The organism is Micromonospora cabrerizensis, from assembly GCF_022230955.1.
In the GTDB taxonomy this organism is placed as follows: Bacteria; Actinomycetota; Actinomycetes; order Mycobacteriales; family Micromonosporaceae; genus Micromonospora; species Micromonospora cabrerizensis.
In genome coordinates this window covers 98,180-114,724 of sequence record NZ_JAKKFI010000077.1, presented here as the reverse complement: position 1 = coordinate 114,724, position 16,545 = coordinate 98,180, and the positions used below count along the sequence as shown (strand labels likewise).

At 69.5% G+C, this 16,545-nt stretch carries 20 protein-coding genes; 14 read left to right on the top strand and 6 right to left on the bottom strand.

Going from position 1 to position 16,545, the window contains the following annotated elements:
* Positions 1-48 precede the first annotated feature (48 nt).
* A complete protein-coding gene (locus LADH09A_RS19690) occupies positions 49-840 on the bottom strand; it encodes a GntR family transcriptional regulator (protein WP_238646942.1) in 792 nt (263 codons plus the stop codon).
* Positions 841-966: 126 nt separating this feature from the next.
* Positions 967-1,836: a PAC2 family protein gene (locus LADH09A_RS19685; RefSeq protein WP_030332815.1), complete on the bottom strand. Its 870-nt coding sequence runs from the start codon at positions 1,834-1,836 to the stop codon at positions 967-969.
* 277 nt (positions 1,837-2,113) lie between these two features.
* Here LADH09A_RS19685 and metH point away from each other — a divergent pair, with 277 nt between their 5' ends.
* Positions 2,114-5,614 (top strand): methionine synthase, encoded by a 3,501-nt coding sequence (metH, locus tag LADH09A_RS19680; RefSeq protein ID WP_274529811.1) that lies wholly within the window; start codon positions 2,114-2,116, stop codon positions 5,612-5,614.
* 71 nt (positions 5,615-5,685) lie between these two features.
* Here the strand turns inward: metH and LADH09A_RS19675 are convergent, their stop codons facing one another.
* Positions 5,686-6,372: a hypothetical protein gene (locus tag LADH09A_RS19675; RefSeq protein WP_238646937.1), complete on the bottom strand. Its 687-nt coding sequence runs from the start codon at positions 6,370-6,372 to the stop codon at positions 5,686-5,688.
* 609 nt (positions 6,373-6,981) lie between these two features.
* Here LADH09A_RS19675 and LADH09A_RS19670 point away from each other — a divergent pair.
* From LADH09A_RS19670 to LADH09A_RS19660, 3 genes are all read left to right on the top strand, one after another.
* Positions 6,982-7,308 carry a zinc finger domain-containing protein gene (locus tag LADH09A_RS19670; RefSeq protein ID WP_238646936.1) on the top strand — a complete coding sequence of 109 codons (327 nt, stop codon included), beginning with the start codon at positions 6,982-6,984 and terminating at the stop codon, positions 7,306-7,308.
* Positions 7,309-7,512: 204 nt separating this feature from the next.
* The gene (locus tag LADH09A_RS19665; RefSeq protein WP_238646935.1) at positions 7,513-8,199 is read left to right on the top strand and encodes a Type 1 glutamine amidotransferase-like domain-containing protein; all 687 of its coding nucleotides are present in this window, start codon (positions 7,513-7,515) and stop codon (positions 8,197-8,199) included.
* Between the two features lie 229 nt (positions 8,200-8,428).
* On the top strand, positions 8,429-9,652 hold the full coding sequence (locus LADH09A_RS19660) for an NsdA family TPR-like regulatory protein (protein WP_372492315.1): 1,224 nt from the start codon (positions 8,429-8,431) through the stop codon (positions 9,650-9,652).
* Here the strand turns inward: LADH09A_RS19660 and cutA are convergent.
* Complete coding sequence (gene cutA / locus LADH09A_RS19655) at positions 9,606-9,929, bottom strand: divalent-cation tolerance protein CutA (protein WP_238646932.1); 324 nt, start codon at positions 9,927-9,929, stop codon at positions 9,606-9,608. The two genes, LADH09A_RS19660 and cutA, sit on opposite strands and share 47 nt — an antisense overlap.
* A gap of 178 nt (positions 9,930-10,107) precedes the next feature.
* Here cutA and LADH09A_RS19650 point away from each other — a divergent pair, with 178 nt between their 5' ends.
* The 3 genes from LADH09A_RS19650 to LADH09A_RS19640 all read left to right on the top strand — a co-directional run bounded on the left by LADH09A_RS19650 (position 10,108) and on the right by LADH09A_RS19640 (position 10,967).
* Positions 10,108-10,293, top strand: a complete 186-nt coding sequence (locus LADH09A_RS19650; RefSeq protein ID WP_238646931.1) for a hypothetical protein — start codon at positions 10,108-10,110, stop codon at positions 10,291-10,293.
* Positions 10,290-10,556: a hypothetical protein gene (locus tag LADH09A_RS19645; protein ID WP_238646929.1), complete on the top strand. Its 267-nt coding sequence runs from the start codon at positions 10,290-10,292 to the stop codon at positions 10,554-10,556. Before LADH09A_RS19650 ends, LADH09A_RS19645 begins: the two co-directional genes overlap by 4 nt.
* A 222-nt stretch (positions 10,557-10,778) precedes the next feature.
* On the top strand, positions 10,779-10,967 hold the full coding sequence (locus LADH09A_RS19640) for a DUF397 domain-containing protein (RefSeq protein ID WP_238646927.1): 189 nt from the start codon (positions 10,779-10,781) through the stop codon (positions 10,965-10,967).
* A 175-nt stretch (positions 10,968-11,142) separates the two neighbouring features.
* Here LADH09A_RS19640 and LADH09A_RS19635 read toward each other — a convergent pair whose 3' ends face one another.
* The gene (locus LADH09A_RS19635) at positions 11,143-11,472 is read right to left on the bottom strand and encodes a hypothetical protein (protein ID WP_238646926.1); all 330 of its coding nucleotides are present in this window, start codon (positions 11,470-11,472) and stop codon (positions 11,143-11,145) included.
* Between the two features lie 146 nt (positions 11,473-11,618).
* Between LADH09A_RS19635 and LADH09A_RS19630 the strand changes: the two genes are divergently transcribed.
* The 6 genes from LADH09A_RS19630 to LADH09A_RS19605 all read left to right on the top strand — a co-directional run bounded on the left by LADH09A_RS19630 (position 11,619) and on the right by LADH09A_RS19605 (position 14,595).
* Complete coding sequence (locus LADH09A_RS19630) at positions 11,619-12,218, top strand: hypothetical protein (protein ID WP_238646925.1); 600 nt, start codon at positions 11,619-11,621, stop codon at positions 12,216-12,218.
* Positions 12,219-12,304: 86 nt separating this feature from the next.
* Positions 12,305-12,661 carry an ArsR/SmtB family transcription factor gene (locus LADH09A_RS19625; protein ID WP_238646923.1) on the top strand — a complete coding sequence of 119 codons (357 nt, stop codon included), beginning with the start codon at positions 12,305-12,307 and terminating at the stop codon, positions 12,659-12,661.
* The gene (locus tag LADH09A_RS19620) at positions 12,662-12,889 is read left to right on the top strand and encodes a hypothetical protein (RefSeq protein WP_238646922.1); all 228 of its coding nucleotides are present in this window, start codon (positions 12,662-12,664) and stop codon (positions 12,887-12,889) included.
* Positions 12,886-13,476: a CDP-alcohol phosphatidyltransferase family protein gene (locus LADH09A_RS19615; protein WP_238646921.1), complete on the top strand. Its 591-nt coding sequence runs from the start codon at positions 12,886-12,888 to the stop codon at positions 13,474-13,476. Before LADH09A_RS19620 ends, LADH09A_RS19615 begins: the two co-directional genes overlap by 4 nt.
* Positions 13,473-13,973: a hypothetical protein gene (locus LADH09A_RS19610; protein ID WP_238646920.1), complete on the top strand. Its 501-nt coding sequence runs from the start codon at positions 13,473-13,475 to the stop codon at positions 13,971-13,973. Before LADH09A_RS19615 ends, LADH09A_RS19610 begins: the two co-directional genes overlap by 4 nt.
* A 181-nt stretch (positions 13,974-14,154) precedes the next feature.
* The gene (locus LADH09A_RS19605; RefSeq protein WP_238646918.1) at positions 14,155-14,595 is read left to right on the top strand and encodes a VOC family protein; all 441 of its coding nucleotides are present in this window, start codon (positions 14,155-14,157) and stop codon (positions 14,593-14,595) included.
* Between the two features lie 176 nt (positions 14,596-14,771).
* On the opposite strand, the gene LADH09A_RS19600 is transcribed toward LADH09A_RS19605, so the two are convergent.
* A complete protein-coding gene (locus LADH09A_RS19600) occupies positions 14,772-15,491 on the bottom strand; it encodes an SDR family oxidoreductase (RefSeq protein ID WP_238646917.1) in 720 nt (239 codons plus the stop codon).
* Between the two features lie 121 nt (positions 15,492-15,612).
* On the opposite strand from LADH09A_RS19600, the gene LADH09A_RS19595 reads away from it, so the two are divergent.
* On the top strand, positions 15,613-16,515 hold the full coding sequence (locus LADH09A_RS19595) for a LysR family transcriptional regulator (RefSeq protein WP_238646916.1): 903 nt from the start codon (positions 15,613-15,615) through the stop codon (positions 16,513-16,515).
* Positions 16,516-16,545: the final 30 nt, after the last annotated feature.

Below are 16,545 nucleotides of genomic sequence, written 5' to 3'. Positions count from 1 at the left end.
GACAGGATGGGCGCGGGTCCGGCGGGGCTGTGATCGGCGAGGCACCCGTCAGCCCAGGACCAGGCCGGGGTCGGGTTCCGGGTCAGGGGTCGGGGCGGGGATCTTGTATTCCTCGGTGAGGGTGGTCATCGGGCCGGGCCAGGTCGCCTGCGCCACCTCGATCGGCTTGCGGTGCGCGTCGTACGCGACGTGCAGCAGGTGCAGCACCGGGGTGTCCGGCCGGATCTGGAGTGTCTCGGCCTCCTCCCGGCTGGGTTGGCGGGCGCTGATCGTGTCGGTGGCCGAGACGTACCGCCGGCCGGTGGCCTCCTCCGCCTCCTGGTAGAGGGGGCGTCCGAAGGCCTCGGTGCGCTCCAGTGAGGTGCCCGTGGTGTCGCGGGGCAGGAACCAGGAGGCGCCCACCTCGACGGGGGAGTCCTCGGTGCGGACGAGGTGTCGCCGGCAGAGCAGGTCGGTGCCGTCGGGCACCCCGAACGCGTCGGCGACCTCGGCGGGGGCGGGGGAGCGGCCAACCGAGACGAGTTGTTGCCGGTACCGGGCGGCCAGGTCGGTGTGGTAGCCGCGGAAGCCGCCGTACCGCCCTCGGGAGAGTCGGTTGAGTCGGCGGCGGGTGCCCCGGACGTACGTACCGGAGCCAGGCTTGGTGATCAGGATGCCCTCGACCCGCAGCTGGTCGACGGCGCGTTGCACGGTCTGCTTGGCGACGCCGAACATCTCGGCGATGGCCGGGATGGACGGCAGTCGCTCGCCGGGCCCCCAGTCGCCGCGGCGGACCTGGGCCTTGAGCTGCGTGGCAATCTGTCGGTGCGGGAACTCGGCGGCCCCGGGATTGATCTGCACACCCGCCTCCTTGATCACATCTAGGTTCCTAGGATGCCCTAGCGGGTGTGACGGCGCCACCCTGGACACGCCACAAAAAACGGGCCCCCGGACCAGGAGAGGTCCGAGGGCCCGCGACGAACAGTGCTACCAGGAGCCGGCGGTCGGGCCGGCTGAACCGCCCCGTCGGCGCAGGTACTTCTCGAACTCCTGGGCGATCTCGTCGCCGGTCAACGGGGTGATGCCCTCGTCGCCGACCCGTTCCTCCAGCTCACGAACGTATTCGCCCAGCTCGGCGTCCTGCTCGGCGGCGCTGCGCACCCGCTGCTCCCACTCGGCGGACTCCTCGGCCAGGTCGGCCATCGGCACCGGCAGGTCGACGACCTCCTCGACCCGGTGCAGCAGGGCGAGGGTGGCCTTGGGGCACGGCGGGTTGTTGGCGTAGTGCGGCACGTGCACCCAGAACGAGACGGCGTCCACCTCGGCGCGGGTGCAGGCGTCGTGCAGCACGCCGACGATGCCGGTCGGCCCGTCGTAGCGGGTGGGGGTGAGCTGGTAGCGCTCGGCGGCCTGCGCGTCGGAGGCGCTGCCGCTGATCGGCAGCGGACGAGTGTACGGAACATCGGCCAGCAGCGCGCCGAGCAGCACCACCCGTTCCACCTCGAGGCTGTGGCAGATTTCCAGCACCTGCTCACAGAACGTCCGCCAGCGCATGCTGGGCTCGATGCCGCGGATCAGCACCACGTCGCGGTCGGTGCCCTCCGGGCTGGCCACCATGAACCGGGTCGTCGGCCACTCCACCCGGCGGGTCTCCCCGTCGGCCATCGTGATGGTGGGCCGGCTGACCTGGAAGTCGTAGAAGTCCTCCGGGTCCAGCTCGGCGATCTGCCGCGCGTTCCAGACCTGTTCCAGGTGCTCGACGGCCGCCGTGGACGCGTCGGCGGCGTCGTTCCAGCCCTCGAAGGCGGCGATGGCCACCGGGGACCGCAGCACCGGCAGTCCGTCGAACTCGGTCACGCCGTCACCTCACCCTGCTCGTCGCGGTCGGCGCCGGGATCGCGCCCGGTCGCCGTACCGTGTGGCACAGCGGCGTCCCTGTTGTCCTTCACGTCCGCCAGCCTACGTGCCGGGCAGGGATGCGGCCCGTCGGCCGCGCCGGTCCACCGGACCGACGACCGGTCATACACGAACGAACCAGACAGCGTGATCCCGCTGACACAATATGGGATCGGGTGCCGAGGGCCGCTGGGTGCGGCGGGGTCGGCACTAACCTGAACGGGTGCGGACTTCGTTGATGGATGTGCTGGCCGACCGGATTCTCATCGCCGACGGGGCGATGGGCACGATGTTGCATGCCGCAGACCTCACGCTCGACGACTTCGACGGGCTGGAGGGGTGCAACGAGATCCTCAACGTCACCCGGCCGGACGTGGTGCGTGGGGTCCACGACGCCTACCTGGCCGCCGGCGCGGACTGCGTGGAGACCAACACGTTCGGCGCCAACCTGGCCAACCTCGCCGAGTACGACATCCCGCAGCGCATCCGGGAGCTGTCCGAGGCGGGCGCGCGCATCGCCCGGGAGGCCGCCGACGCGGCCAGCACCCCGCAGCGACCCCGGTTCGTGCTCGGCTCGATCGGGCCGGGCACCAAGCTGCCCACCCTCGGGCACGCCGGGTACGCGACCCTGCGCGACGCGTACCAGGAGAACGCCGCCGGTCTGATCGTCGGTGGCGCGGACGCGTTGATCATCGAGACCTGCCAGGACCTGCTCCAGGTCAAGGCGGCCGTGGTCGGGTCGAAGCGGGCGATGGCCGAGCTGGGCCAGACGGTGCCGATCATCTGTCACGTCGCGGTGGAGACCACCGGCACCATGCTCGTGGGCAGTGAGATCGGTGCGGCCCTGGCGGCGATCGAGCCGCTCGGCGTGGACCTGATCGGGCTCAACTGCTCCACCGGCCCGGCCGAGATGAGCGAGCACCTGCGGTACCTGTCGCAGCACTCCCGCATCCCGCTGTCGGTGATGCCGAACGCCGGCCTGCCGGTGCTGACCGCCGACGGTGCGTACTTCCCGCTGACTCCCGTCGAGCTGGTCGAGGCCCTGGAGCGGTTCATCACCGAGTACGGCGTGGGGCTGATCGGTGGGTGCTGTGGCACCACGCCGGAGCACATCCGGGTGCTGTCCGAGCGGCTGCACGGCGTCACCGCTCCGCCGCGCGAGCCCCGGCACGAGGCGGGTGTCTCCTCGGTGTACCACCCGGTGCCGTTCGCCCAGGACGCGTCGGTGTTGATGGTGGGGGAGCGGACCAACGCCAACGGTTCCAAGGCGTTCCGCGAGGCGATGCTCGCCGGTGACTGGCGGGCCTGTGTGGAGATCGCCCGCAGCCAGGCCCGCGACGGCTCGCACCTGCTCGACCTGTGCGTCGACTACGTCGGCCGCGACGGCACGCAGGACATGCGCGAGCTGGCCGGCCGGTTCGCCACCGCGTCCACGCTGCCGATCATGTTGGACTCCACCGAGCCGGCGGTGATCGAGGCCGGGCTGGAGATGCTCGGCGGCCGGTGCGTGGTCAACTCGGTGAACTTCGAGGACGGCGACGGCCCGGAGTCCCGCTACGGGCGGGTGATGCCGGTGATCCGGGAGCACGGTGCCGCCGTGGTGGTCATGTGCATCGACGAGGAAGGGCAGGCGCGCACCGCGGCGGACAAGGTCCGCATCGCCTCGCGCACCATCGACGACCTGACCGGCCGGTGGGGGATGGACCTGTCCGACATCCTGATCGACACGCTGACCTTCCCGATCGCCACCGGGCAGGAGGAGACCCGCCGCGACGGGCTGGAGACCATCGAGGCGATCCGGGAGATCGCCCGGCGTTACCCAGGGATCAACTTCACCCTCGGCATCTCCAACATCTCCTTCGGGCTCAACCCGGCGGCCCGGCAGGTGCTCAACTCGGTGTTCCTGCACGAGTGTGTGCAGGCCGGCCTGACCTCCGCGATCGTGCACGCCAGCAAGATCCTGCCGATGGCGAAGATCCCCGACGAGCAGCGGGAGGTCGCCCTGGACATGGTCTACGACCGTCGCCGCGAGGGGTACGACCCGTTGCAGCGCTTCCTGGAGCTCTTCGAGGGCGTCGACGTGACCAGCGCCCGGGCCAGCCGGGCGCAGGAGTTGGCCGCGCTGCCGTTGGACGAGCGCCTCAAGCGGCGGATCATCGACGGTGAGCGCAACGGCCTGGAGGCCGACCTGGACGAGGCGATGGCCGGCGGCCGGTCCCCACTGTCGATCATCAACGACATCCTGCTGGACGGCATGAAGGTGGTCGGTGAGCTGTTCGGCTCGGGCCAGATGCAGCTGCCGTTCGTGCTCCAGTCCGCCGAGGTGATGAAGACCGCGGTGGCCTACCTGGAGCCGCACATGGAGACCATCGAGGACGGCGGCAAGGGTCGCATCGTGCTGGCCACCGTGCGCGGCGACGTGCACGACATCGGTAAGAACCTGGTCGACATCATCCTGTCCAACAACGGCTACGAGGTGGTGAACATCGGCATCAAGCAGCCGATCAGCGCCATCCTGGACGCCGCCGAGCAGCACCGGGCCGACGCGATCGGCATGTCCGGGCTGCTGGTCAAGAGCACCGTCATCATGAAGGAAAACCTCGCCGAGATGGCCACGCGCGGGGTCGCGGAGCGCTGGCCGGTCCTGCTGGGTGGGGCGGCGCTGACCCGCGCGTACGTCGAGGACGACCTGCGGTCGATGTTCCCCGGGCAGGTGCACTACGCCCGGGACGCCTTCGAGGGGTTGTCCCTGATGGACAAGGTGATGACCGCCAAGCGTGGCGGCGCGCCGGTGATCGACCCGGAGCGGGAGGCGGCGCTCGCGGCGCGGCGGGCCCGCCGGGAACGGCAACGGTCCATGGTCAGCGAGTCCCTGCCGGAGCTGCACGACTCCTCGATCCGCTCCGACGTGGCCGTGGACGTGGCCGTGCCCACCCCACCGTTCTTCGGCACCCGGGTGATCAAGGGCGTGCCGATGGCCGACTACGCGGCGCTGCTCGACGAGCGGGCCACCTTCCGTGGGCAGTGGGGGCTCAACGGCGCCCGAGGCGGCAACGGTCCGTCCTACGACGAGCTGGTGGAGACCGAGGGTCGGCCGCGTCTGCGGTACTGGCTGGACCGGCTGATCGCCGACCAGGTGCTGGAGGCAGCCGTGGTGTACGGCTACTTCCCCGCGTACTCCGAGGGCAATGACCTGGTGGTGCTCGACGAGAACGGGCACGCGGAGCGCGCCCGGTTCTCGTTCCCGCGCCAGCGCCAGGAGCGGCGGCTGTGCCTGGCGGACTTCTTCAAGCCCAAGGGCGACCAGCTTGATGTGGTCGCGTTGCAACTGGTCACCGTCGGCCAGCCGGTCAGCGAGTACGCGGCGAAGCTGTTCGCCCGCAACGAGTACCGCGACTACCTGGAGGTGCACGGCCTGTCCGTGCAGCTCACCGAGGCGCTCGCGGAGTACTGGCACCGGCGGATCCGGGCCGAGTTGACGCTGCCCGACGGCCGTCCGCTGGGCCACGACGACCCGACGGACCTGGCCGGTCTGCTGCGCAACGACTACCGGGGCTGCCGGTACGCGTTCGGCTACCCTGCCTGCCCCGATCTGGAGGACCGGGCGAAGATCGTGGACCTGCTCGGGTCGGAGCGGATCGGGGTCGAGCTGTCCGAGGAGTTCCAGCTGATGCCGGAGCAGGCCACCGACGCGATCGTGGTCCACCACCCGGAGGCCAGCTACTTCAACGCCAAATAGCGGTTGGGGCGGTCAACAGGCCGCAGAGTCATCGACGCGTTCGCGTGTCCGAGCCGGGCGGCGACCGCCGCTCAGACAAGCGGGAACGTCACCGCCCGTTCCTCTGCGGGGTAGGGCTCGGTCGTCCGCGACACCTCGCCGTCGCTCGCTATCTGCCACGCCTGGTTGGTGTGATCGATAAAGCAGACCGTGACGGTTGCCTCCAGCGTGCCGATTTTCGAAGGGCCCGGATACGGAACGGGCTTGCCGGACTTCTCCTTGATCTGCCCTCGCCCACCTGGCCCGATCATCGCGACTCGGGGAAGAAGCAGGCGAGGTCCTCCCTCGGGCAGGGAAACGATGAACGCGACGTTCCGGACGCCCGTCGAGCCGTGGTTGTAAATGGCGGTTTCTACCTCGTAGATGTGCTGCTCCCCGCTCGGGCTTGCACCGCCACTGAGGAGAGCGGGGAGGACGACGATCGCCCTGGGCACACTCAGGGCGCTCTCTGCCCGCTCCTCCGCGAGTTGTCGCTCCGCCACCTCGGCTCGTCGCCACTCGTGCAGTAGCAGCGCCGTGGCGGCCCCTGCGGCAGCCAAGCCAGCGACCACCCCCGCGATGCTGCCCCACGCCTGCATCCAGTCGGTGACCTTCGGCTGTTCCTCGTCCGACGGGGCCCTGTACGCCGCAGAGATGGCGGCGGCGAAGAGCGCCAGGGCGAGCACGATCAACGCTACGGATCCGGCGGCGAGCAGCCACGTCTTCCGATCCAGCTTCACCAAGGCATCGTGACAGGTTCCGTCAAGGGCGAGCATGGTCGCCTCAGTGCCCTGACCTGCGGAGTCTCATCTACGGGACTGCGCATCGCACCGCCTGTGCGACGGTCATTCACGTCCCCGCCGTTGATCGCCCCGCCAGGCAACTGGGTCTGGCAGGGGGTTGGAAGGGGCGGTGCACCGCGGACACGATGCACCGCCCCGGCCTCTGCTCCATTGGGAGGGCATCGGCAATGTCGGAAACGAAGGGCAAGGGGTCCCGGGTACGCCATAGACGGGGCCGGATCGCCAACCGTGTGGAACTTGCGCGCCTGGTGGTGACCGCTGCCGGCGTCGCGGTGGGGTTGGCAGAGCTGATCGCTGGCTGCTCGGCGTGAGGTAGCAGGGCGCCCGCCAGTTCAGCTACTGGCGGGCGCCATTCGCTGGGCCAACAGGGGGTCGGGATCCCAGGCGGGGGCGTAACAGCAGCTCAAGAGCAAGTCGTTCGCTTCGATTGACTGCGCCCCGCCGCTGATCAATCAACGCCAAGGGACGGGCGGCTGAGATCTCTGGTGTGGACAAGCCGGAGCCGTTGCTGAGGTTTCGTCGGCCCGGTGGCGGGCAGGCGCAGGAGTGCGCATCAGGGTGGAAGAGCCAAGGGCTGCCGAACGGTTCTGGGAAGGGATGCGGGAGGTGGCTGCTGCCGCTGCCCGGCATCAGGATCCCGACTTGTACCACTCGATCGTCAAGATCGGCAGAGCGGCGCTGGCCCAGGGCGTCGAGCTGGTGCCGTCGAGTGGGCAATTCCTGGAGTGCCCTGTGTGTGAGGTCCTGCCTGGTCAGCGGTGTGTCAACGTGCCCAAGCACCCTCTGGAGGACAACGTCCTTCATGTGGAGCGAACGGAATTGGCCGAGAAGGCGCTGAGGGGGGAGATCCCCTTCCCCATTCCCCTTCGCTGACGCCGCCGGGCCGGACCCGGAGGTGTCGCGAGGATCGTGCCGCTCACCGAAGCACTCGCGGAGTCCTGCGGGCGTCGGCGATTGACGGTTGGACGGCCGCGAGCGGATGATCCAGCGATGCGTTGCTTCGGTCAGCGAGCCGGGGCGCTGGCCTCATGGACATCATGATCGCCGTCGTGCGGTGGCTTCAGGGGAGCGGACGTCATGAAGTTTCTTCTCACGTCGTCGGGCATCTGTAACCCGAGCATCTCCGACGCGCTGGTCGACCTGCTGGGCAAGCCGATCGCCGAGTCCACGGCCCTGTTCATCCCCACCGGTGTCTACCCCTTCCCCGGCGGAGGAGAAAGGGCGTGGAAGGCGATTCACGGCCACGCCTCCATCCCGCTGTGCCAGCTGGGTTGGAAATCCCTGGGGATGTTGGAGCTCACCGCGCTGCCGACCATCCGAGAAGAGAACTGGGTCCCGGCGGTCCGGGAGGCAGATGCCCTCCTCGTCTGGGGTGGCGATGTGCTGTACCTGACCTACTGGCTGCGCCAGTCGGGCCTGGCTGGCCTGTTGCCGTCGCTGAGTGACACGGTCTATGTGGGGGTCAGCGCCGGGAGCATCGCGGTCACCCCGTACAACTGCGACTCCGAATTCGACAGGCAGTTCGTCCCTGATGGCAGCGACATGGCGCAGGGCGCTGATCGGGCGTTGGGGTTGGTGGACTTCACGCTGTACCCCCACCTCGATCATCCGGACATCGAGGACGTCACGCTGTCCCACATCCAGAAGTGGGCCTCCGGAATCCCGGTCCCGACGTACGCCATCGACGACAACACTGCCATCAAGGTGGTCGATGGCACCGTCGAGGTCATCTCCGAAGGCGACTGGAAACTGATCAACCCCTGACCGAGGCGTCCCATTAGCCGAGCCAGCCCTACAGGTCAGGTCAGCAACTCACGAATACAGCAGTCGGGGCCCGCTGGTGAGGATCACCGGCGGGCCTGTTCGTCTGTCGCAGGCGGCGAGGAGGCGTGACGGGCGGGCACACCGGCGGTACCGTCAGTGATGGCGCGAAGCCGTTGTAGAGGCCGGTGGTGCCGCCGCCCAGTCCAGTCCTCTACCTGGGGTGGCAGCTGTGACTGAACCATCGTTTCCTGGCCGGATGCGCCAGCTCCGCGCAGAGCGCGGCCTGTCCCTGCGCGACCTGGCCAAGCTCACCTACCACGGCAAGACGTACCTGCACGAGCTGGAAACCGGCGCGAAGATGCCCACCTCGCAGGCCGCACAACGCGTCGACGACGCCCTCCAAGCCGGCGGGGAGCTGGCCGCGCTCGCCGCGGTACGTCCGGGTATCCGACGCCGCGAGTTCGTCGCCGCCGCCGGCCTGGCCGCTGCTCTCCCGCACACCTTGCTCGCCCACGGCCGCCATGTTGGCAACGCCGTTCCCCGCCGGCTTGCTGATCGCACTGCCCGCCTGCGCCGGCTCGACAACTACCTCGGCGGTGCCGACACCCACCAGCTGTACAGGGCTGAGGTTGCTTCCACGACACGGCTGATTCAGGACGGTTCTTACAGCGAGGCAACCGGCAGGCAGCTGCTGGCGATTCTTGCCGAACAGGCGCAGTTGGCCGGGTGGGCGGCATTCGACGCTGGTGACCATCCGGACGCCGAGAGGCTTTATCGGATCAGCCTCGCCGCAGCCCGCGACGCCGAGGACCACGCGCTCACGGGCAACGGACTGGCGTTCCTGGCCTATCAGCAGCTCGCCAGCGGTGGCCGGGCGGCCGACACCGCCAGCGCGGCCTGCGATGCTGCTGGCACCACCGCTACGCCGAAAGTTCGGGTTCTGCTGAATCTGCGGGCCGCGTGGGCATTCGCTGTCACGGGTGACGCGACGGCCGCGGACCGGCACCTCGGCATCGGATTGACTTTCCTCGCCGAGCACGACGACCGGCCCGAGCCAGATTGGGTGTACTGGGTCGATCGCCTCGAAGGCGAGATCATGACGGGTCGGTGTTGGACGGTACTTCATCGGCCAGTCCGGGCGATCCCCCTACTGGAGCGCGCTCTGGGCACCTATTGCGACACGCAGGCCCGTGACAAGGCTCTCTACCTGTCGTGGCTTGCCGACGCCTATCTCGACGCGAACGAAATCGAGCAGGCCTGCCAAGCAGCCGGTAGCGCCGTCCGCCTCGCCGGCGGCGTCGGGTCCGTCCGTCCGGGTCAACGCCTCGACGCGTTCCTACACCGCCTGGAGCCGCACGCCGCGATGCCTTGCGTAGTCGACCTGCAGGCCCTCGCCGCAGCCGCGTCTACGCGTCCTCGACTGAGCGGCTCAACCACGTCAGGTACTCCGTAGAACCCTGCACGATCGGCACCGCGCTGAGTTGCGGGTTCGTCCAAGGATGCTGATCGAGAACGAACCGCTCCAGCTGCGGGTACCGCTCTGCCGTGGTGTAGAGCAGCACCTGCCACTCTTCGCCCGAGCCCTGCTCCCCGTGGTGCCAGAACACGCTCGTGACCGGGCCGATGACCTGCGCGCTGGCGGCGAGCCGAGCGCCGACTGCCCCTTCAGCAAGCCGCACGGCGGCGTCGCGCGTTTCGATGGCCGTTGACACCTGCAGGTAGCCGCTCACCCGCACACCCTAACGGCGCTGCTGTCCGCGGACAGCGCGGACAACCAGCGGACATTGTCAGTCTGGATCAGCCCGGCTGCCGGGGAGACGCTGTTTGCACAGGCAGCGTGCAGGACCCCGGCGAACGATGCCCGCACTGAGGCCGGGCCGCGTCCACGAGTGGAGGGAGCCGATCCTGATGAAGACCATCGTCGGGCTGTGGCGGAGGCTGTGGCACCGACCCGTACCCCAACGGCAGGCACCGATGTTCCTTGACATCGGCCAGCGCATTCAGGCCCGCGAGCAGGCCGCCGCCCGGGGGCGGGTGCGTGCGCTGGGCCGGCAGCGGCGGGCGGAGCACCTGTACGACGGGCTGACCCGTTGACCGCCCGGACGATGCCCGGCCCGGGCACCCGGCTGTCGGTGCGGCCCGGCGAGTGGAAGCCCGGCCCCGACGGCGATGGCCACACCTACCACGACATTGTCGTCGTCTCCGTCCACGAGTCCCACGAGCCCGCCTACTGGTGGGTGTACGGGCACGGCCCTGAGTGCTCGTGGGAGTCCGCCGACTGCACACAACCGTGGTGCTTCGAGGTGCTGGTCGACCTTGACGTCCTGGCCGCGACCGCCGCGGGTGAGCGGCCGTGAAGGCGTCGGCGCTCGCCCGCCTGGCGGAACGCTGGCAGCGGACCCTCGTCGAGCACCAAGGCGTGGGTGGCCGCTGCCCGCGCTGCCGCACCGTCGCCCGGTGCCGCGAATGGGCGGAGGCCTTCGGGCAGCTCATCGCCTACGACCTCCCGCTATCCCGATAGACCCCTCACCCAACGACCAGCCGCACCCGACGGCCGGCGGACAAGAAGGAGCGACACCGTGGAGCAGCTCAATTTCGTCAAGCCCGCTCAGTGCGAGAGTGGCACCTCGAACTGTGTCGAGGTCGCCATCGACGCCAAGCTCAACCGGATTGTCCGGAGTTCCCAGCGGCCGGGTGAGCAGGTCATGTTCGACCAGACCGAGTGGGCGACGTTCGTCGCCAGCGTGCAGGCCGGTCAGACCTTCTGACCGATGGAGGGGCCGGCCAGCACCATGCCTGGTCGGCCCCTCCCGGCCGGCGAGTTGCGGTGCGAGGGCTACGTGCCCGGATCCCCGTCGATGGCACCGTCGAGGTCATCTCCGAAGGCGACTGGAAACTGATCAACCCCTGACCCGAGACGTCCCTTGAGCCGGGCCAGTGAAGTCAAGGCCGCCTGCGCCCCTTCCTGATCACCGCGACGAACACGCCGGCGCAGACAACCGAGCAGGCGCCCATGACTGTCGCCGCGAACGGATCACCTCTCGGGCTCGCCAGGATGCTCACGGAGGTCATTCCGAGCACGATGGCGAGCATGGGCAACACAACCCGTACGGCACGACGGTGATGACGTTGGTTGTGCGCGAGGTTGATCCGACGTTGCTCGGGGCTGAGCTTCTTCGCCCACGGGGTGTGGAAGGGCCAGTTGGCGATCCAGATTATTGCGGCCAACCCCGCAAGGGGCACCAGCGCGACGGTGATGGCTTTGAGGAGCATGTTCTACCTCCAGACGCCCTCAGCCCTGACCGCAAGGTGTTGGTAAGGGTCTTGATCAAGGGTGTGGGGTGATGGTGACGGGTGAGCCGGCGGTCTGTAAAGCGGCGCCGTCGGGGTGGCCAACCAGGTGATCGAGGAGGCTACGGTTGGCGGGCATGGGGAGACGTTCGAAGGTTCGGCTGTCGCTGGGTGCCGGCACGGCGCGCAAGGTCAGGGCGGCGGTGCTCGCGTCACCCGTGCTCTTCGTGGCGGGTGTCCTGATCTGGATGCCCGCTGACCTGATCGTCGAGTCCCTCACCGAGGACCCCGTCAACGTGTGGGGCTCGCTGGTGCCGCACCTGTTTGTCGCGGTCGGGTTCATGCTCGGCGTGTACATCGTGGGGGCGGTCGGTCTGGCGATACTGGCGGTGATCCCCTACGCCTGGTGGCTGGACGGGACGCTGCTCGGCGAGCGCCGGTGGCTCCGGCCGAGGTGGGTGGACCTCTCGACGGCGGATGTCAGCTCACGCGACGACCCGCGACGTGATGTCGTGTCGGTGCTGGTCGCCCACTCCGCGGAGTCGGGGATTGTGCTGAAGCTGCCCGTCAGTCAGGGAGGGAGCAGCCTGCCGTCGGCGGAACTGATCGCGTTGGCAGATGCGCTGACCGGTGCGAGGGTAAGGGACGACTCGGACGACGCGGCCTTCGCGATCGCCGATCGTCTGCGCGGCATGGCAGCACGGCACGACGCGCGGGCGCACGCGTAGCGACACGGACCACGCGACAAGCCCCCCTTCTCCCGTAGCTCAACCCGGTTTGACGTTCGCGCTTGCGTATGCCAATAATAGTTGGCATGAGCCAAGGTGAGGTATGGGAGCTGAGCGGTGACCGGCTGGTCGAGGTCCTCGCCACGCTGGCCAGCCCGCACCGACTGCGCGTGCTCGCGGCGCTGACCGACGGACGCACGTACGTCTCGCAACTCGCCCGTGACCTGGGCATCAGCCGGGCCCTGTTGCAGGTGCACCTCAAGAAACTGGAGAAGGCCGGGCTGGTCACCGCGCACCTGGAGTTGTCCCCGGACGGCAAGGCACTCAAGTACTACGAGGCCACCCCGTTCTCACTGCACCTCACGCCCGACGTGGTGGCGGTCGCCGCCACGACCCTGAGCACCGCCGGAGACGGCGACGCCGCACCCAAAGGAAACAGTTAGATGGACATCGCCGCTTCGGTTTTCCTCATCGTCATCGCCGCCGTGGTCATCGCGGCCATCTGGTATGCCGGCGTCCGCAAGCGGGTCGCCGTCTCCGGTGAAATGCAGCGGCAGTACGCCGAACAGGCCGCCGAAACGCAGCGCCTGCTCGCCGACATGGGCGCGCAGCTGGCCGATCTGAACCGGCGCACCACGGAGATGCACCGCATCCTCAAGGACGCCGAATGACCGCCCTGGGCCTCAGCCCGCCGGTCACGCTGGTCAACGTCCCCAACGCCATCACCGCCGTCCGCACGGCCATCTCGGTGGCGCTCGCCGTGGCGGCGCTGACCCACCGCAGCGTCCACCTGCTCGTCGCCGCGTACCTGATCTATTGGATCGGCGACATCCTGGACGGCGCCGCCGCCCGGGCTTTCATGCAGGAGACGCGCACCGGCGCGGTCTTCGACATCGTCGCCGACCGGGCCTGCACCTCGGCCTGCGCTGCCGCGCTGGTCGTGCTGCGGCCCGACACCGCTCTGCCGGTCGCGGTGTTTCTGGTCCAGTTCATGGTCGTCGACCAGTTGCTGAGTCTGATGTTCCTGCGCTGGCCGCTGCTGAGCCCGAACTACTTCGCCAGCGTCGACCGCCGCATCTACTGGTGGAACTGGTCGCCCCCGGCGAAGGCGTTGAACACCGCCGCGGTGGTGATCCTGGCGATCGTCGCGCCGACGGCCGTGGCCGTCACGTTCGCCCTCGCGGTCGCCGCGGTGAAGGTCGTCTCGTTGGTCTGCGCCGCCAAGCTGCCGGCGGGCCTGCCGCACACCCGGCCATGATTGCCGTCCTGACGGCTGCCGCCGTCGGGCTCCTGTCGGCCTTCCTGCCGTTCACCCCGGCCGAGCCGTACCTGATCGCGGCGGTGGCGACGACCGGCGCACCGTCGGTGGCGCTGGGAGTCGCCGCAGCGGCCGGTCAGACGGCCGGCAAGGTCCTGATCTTCCTCGCCGCCCGCGGCGCGATCCACTCGTCCTGGCTGCAAGGCCGGCTGCGCAGGCGCACACCCACCGTACGGGAGCCAGCCGGCCGGCTGGCGACGATGCTCGCCCGTCCGAAGGCGGCCGGGGCGCGACTTGTCGAGGTGATGGAACGCCCCCGCCAGGCCACCGGGCTGCTGCTGGTCAGCGCGGTCACCGGATTTCCGCCGCTGCTGGCCGCCAGCGTCTACCTGGGTCGCACACCCATGCGTTCCGCGGCCTTCGCGGCGACCTGCCTGCTGGGCCGGACGATTCGGTTCGTGGCGATCGCGCTGGCCCCGCACGTCGCCGGCTTCTGAGCAGCCGCCCCGCAGCGGGCGTCACCGGGCCCGAACACTTCCGGACGTGGCCGTCGACCGGAGCCGTTGCCCGCGCGGCGTCGGCCACTGACTGACCACACCGACGTCGAGAACGGCCGGGCGGCTCCGTCTCAGGAAAGGATGCGGTCACCGGGGCCGCACCGGACCAGGGAGATCCAGCATGGCGATCCAGCGGATGGACAACGTCCTCATCGTTGTCGAAGACCTCGACGCTGTCATTGCGTTCTTCGTGGAGCTGGGCATGGAGTTGGAGGGCAGAGGGCCGGTCGAGGGACGGTGGGTGGAGCGTGTCATCGGGGTCGACGACGTCCGACAGGAGGTCGCGATGCTGCGGACCCCGGATGGCCAGGGCAAGGTCGAGCTGGCGATGTTCCACACGCCGACGGCCATCAGCCCCGAGCCGAGGGACGCACCGGCGAACACGCTCGGCATTCGTCGCATCATGTTCGCCGTCGACGACATCGAGGACGTCGTCGCCCGCCTGCGTGCCCGTGGCGCGGTCCTCGTCGGTGAGCTGGAGCGGTACGAGGACATCTTCCGGCTGTGCTACGTCCGTGGTCCCGAGGGCATCATCGTCGGGCTGGCCGAACAGCTCAGGTGAAGCCCGGCGGGGTGTGGTCAGCTCCGGCACGTCGTCGCTCACGTACCCGTAAGCCGGACCGGCGGCGGTCAGGTACCGGAACCACGCCGCCCCGACCGGCCGGCCCGCCGGCTCTGTCGCGACCATCCCGAAGTTGTGGGGGTGGGAAGGCGACGCGACCCCCGTGGGGAAGGCGCTCAGGCGACCAGGGTGCCGCCGTCGACGGTCACCACCGTGCCGGTGGCATAGGTCGCCCGGAGCAGATAGACGAACGCCTCGGCGACCTCCTCCGGCTCGCCCACCCGACCGAGCGGCAGTGACCCGCTGAGCTGGGCGTACATCTGCTCTCGGGTTTCCTCCGGAAGCGGGTCCCAGAGCGGCGAGCGGATCACGCCGGCGGAGACGGCGTTGACCCGGATCGGGGCGAGTTCGACGGCGAGCGCGCGGACCAGCGCGTCGATCGCCCCGGTGATGCTGGCCGCCACCGACCAGCCGGCGCTCGGCCGGTGGTTGGCGGTGCCGGTGGTGAGGGTGATCGACCCGCCCGGGCGCAGGTGCGGCAGTGCCGCGTTGACCGCTGACAGGGAGCCGAAGTAGCGCAGGTCGAAGGCGGTGCGGGCGGCGGCGAGGTCGAGGGCGTCGACGGACATCAGCGCGAGCGGCTCACCGGCGGTGTAGACGAGGTGGTCGAACGGCCCGAGGCCCTGGAACAGCCGGACCACGTCGCCGGGGTCGGTGAGGTTGGCGACGTACCCCTGGGTGCCGGTCGGCAGGGTCGCCAGGGCGCGGTCGACGCTGCGCTGGTTGCGGGAGGCGACCACGACTTGGGCGCCCTCGCGGGCGGCCCGGGTGGCGGTGGCGAGCCCGATTCCCGAGGTTCCGCCGAGTACGACGACACGCTGGTCGCTGAGGTTCATGATCGTGTCCTTCCGGGGTTCGTGGTGAAGACGGTTCCCACCATGCGTCGACCACGACGCCCGCGTCCAAGACCTCTTCCACCTGCTGTGATACCCGATGAGCATGAAGCCGGTGGGTATCGTGGAACGATCAGCAACCGAACCGGACGGGGACCGGATGGACGTCGATCTGCGCAAGCTGCGCTACTTCGTGGCGGTCGCCGAGGAGCTGCACTTCGGTCGGGCCGCCGCGCGGCTGCACATCGCCCAGCCGGTCCTGTCACGCCAGATCCGAGCCTTCGAGCACGAACTCCGCGCGGAGCTCTTCGTCCGGGATCGTCGCTCCACCGTGCTGACCGACGCCGGCCGTCAACTCCTGACCGACGCTCGTCCGCTGCTGGCCTCCGCCGAGGCACTGCACCGGCGGGTGCAACGTGCCGCGCACGGCAGACCGACGTTCACCATCGCGTTCATGCCCGGCATCATCGTCACCGCCGAGGCTCGCGCGATCGCCGACCTGCACCCCGACCTGTCCGTCGGTGTCGTCCGAACGTCCTGGAACGACCAGGCCGAGGTGGTACGCGAGGGGCGCGCCGACGTCAGCTACGTGCGGCTTCCGGTTGACCGGCGCGGCCTGAGCCTGCGCCCCCTGTTCACCGAACCCCGTGTCGTGGTCCTGCCTCACGAGCACCGCCTGGCCGGGAAGGAGTCGATCGACCTGGCCGAGCTCGTCGAGGAGCGGCTGCTCCAGGACCCGGACGCGGTGCCCGAGTGGCGGGACCTGCCAAACCGTCCGACGGATCCCGACCCCCGCCCGCGGCCCGAGCTGAACTCCGTCGAGGAGAAGCTGGAACACGTCGCCGCGTACGCCGGGATGGTGATCCTTCCGCTGTCGACCGCGACGTTCTACACCAGGCCGGACGTCGTCCATGTGCCCGTCGGCGACCTCGGGCACAACCAGGTGTGCCTGGCCTGGGCCGAGGACGACCGGTCGCCGCTGGTGCGGGAGTTCGTCGAGATCGCCGCGCGGCAGGCGCAGGCGTGAGCGACGGCGCCCTGGTGGATCTACGTCCCC

What these genes read in the sequence shown, in the direction of transcription:
- metH (WP_274529811.1), top strand. Translation starts at nt 2,114, where the DNA reads ATGGATGTGCTGGCCGACCGGATTCTCATCGCCGACGGGGCGATGGGC.
- LADH09A_RS19665 (WP_238646935.1), top strand. Translation starts at nt 7,513, where the DNA reads ATGAAGTTTCTTCTCACGTCGTCGGGCATCTGTAACCCGAGCATCTCC.
- LADH09A_RS19650 (WP_238646931.1), top strand. Translation starts at nt 10,108, where the DNA reads ATGAAGACCATCGTCGGGCTGTGGCGGAGGCTGTGGCACCGACCCGTA.
- LADH09A_RS19635 (WP_238646926.1), bottom strand. Translation starts at nt 11,472, where the DNA reads ATGCTCCTCAAAGCCATCACCGTCGCGCTGGTGCCCCTTGCGGGGTTG.
- LADH09A_RS19625 (WP_238646923.1), top strand. Translation starts at nt 12,305, where the DNA reads ATGAGCCAAGGTGAGGTATGGGAGCTGAGCGGTGACCGGCTGGTCGAG.
- LADH09A_RS19620 (WP_238646922.1), top strand. Translation starts at nt 12,662, where the DNA reads ATGGACATCGCCGCTTCGGTTTTCCTCATCGTCATCGCCGCCGTGGTC.
- LADH09A_RS19615 (WP_238646921.1), top strand. Translation starts at nt 12,886, where the DNA reads ATGACCGCCCTGGGCCTCAGCCCGCCGGTCACGCTGGTCAACGTCCCC.
- LADH09A_RS19610 (WP_238646920.1), top strand. Translation starts at nt 13,473, where the DNA reads ATGATTGCCGTCCTGACGGCTGCCGCCGTCGGGCTCCTGTCGGCCTTC.
- LADH09A_RS19605 (WP_238646918.1), top strand. Translation starts at nt 14,155, where the DNA reads ATGGCGATCCAGCGGATGGACAACGTCCTCATCGTTGTCGAAGACCTC.
- LADH09A_RS19600 (WP_238646917.1), bottom strand. Translation starts at nt 15,491, where the DNA reads ATGAACCTCAGCGACCAGCGTGTCGTCGTACTCGGCGGAACCTCGGGA.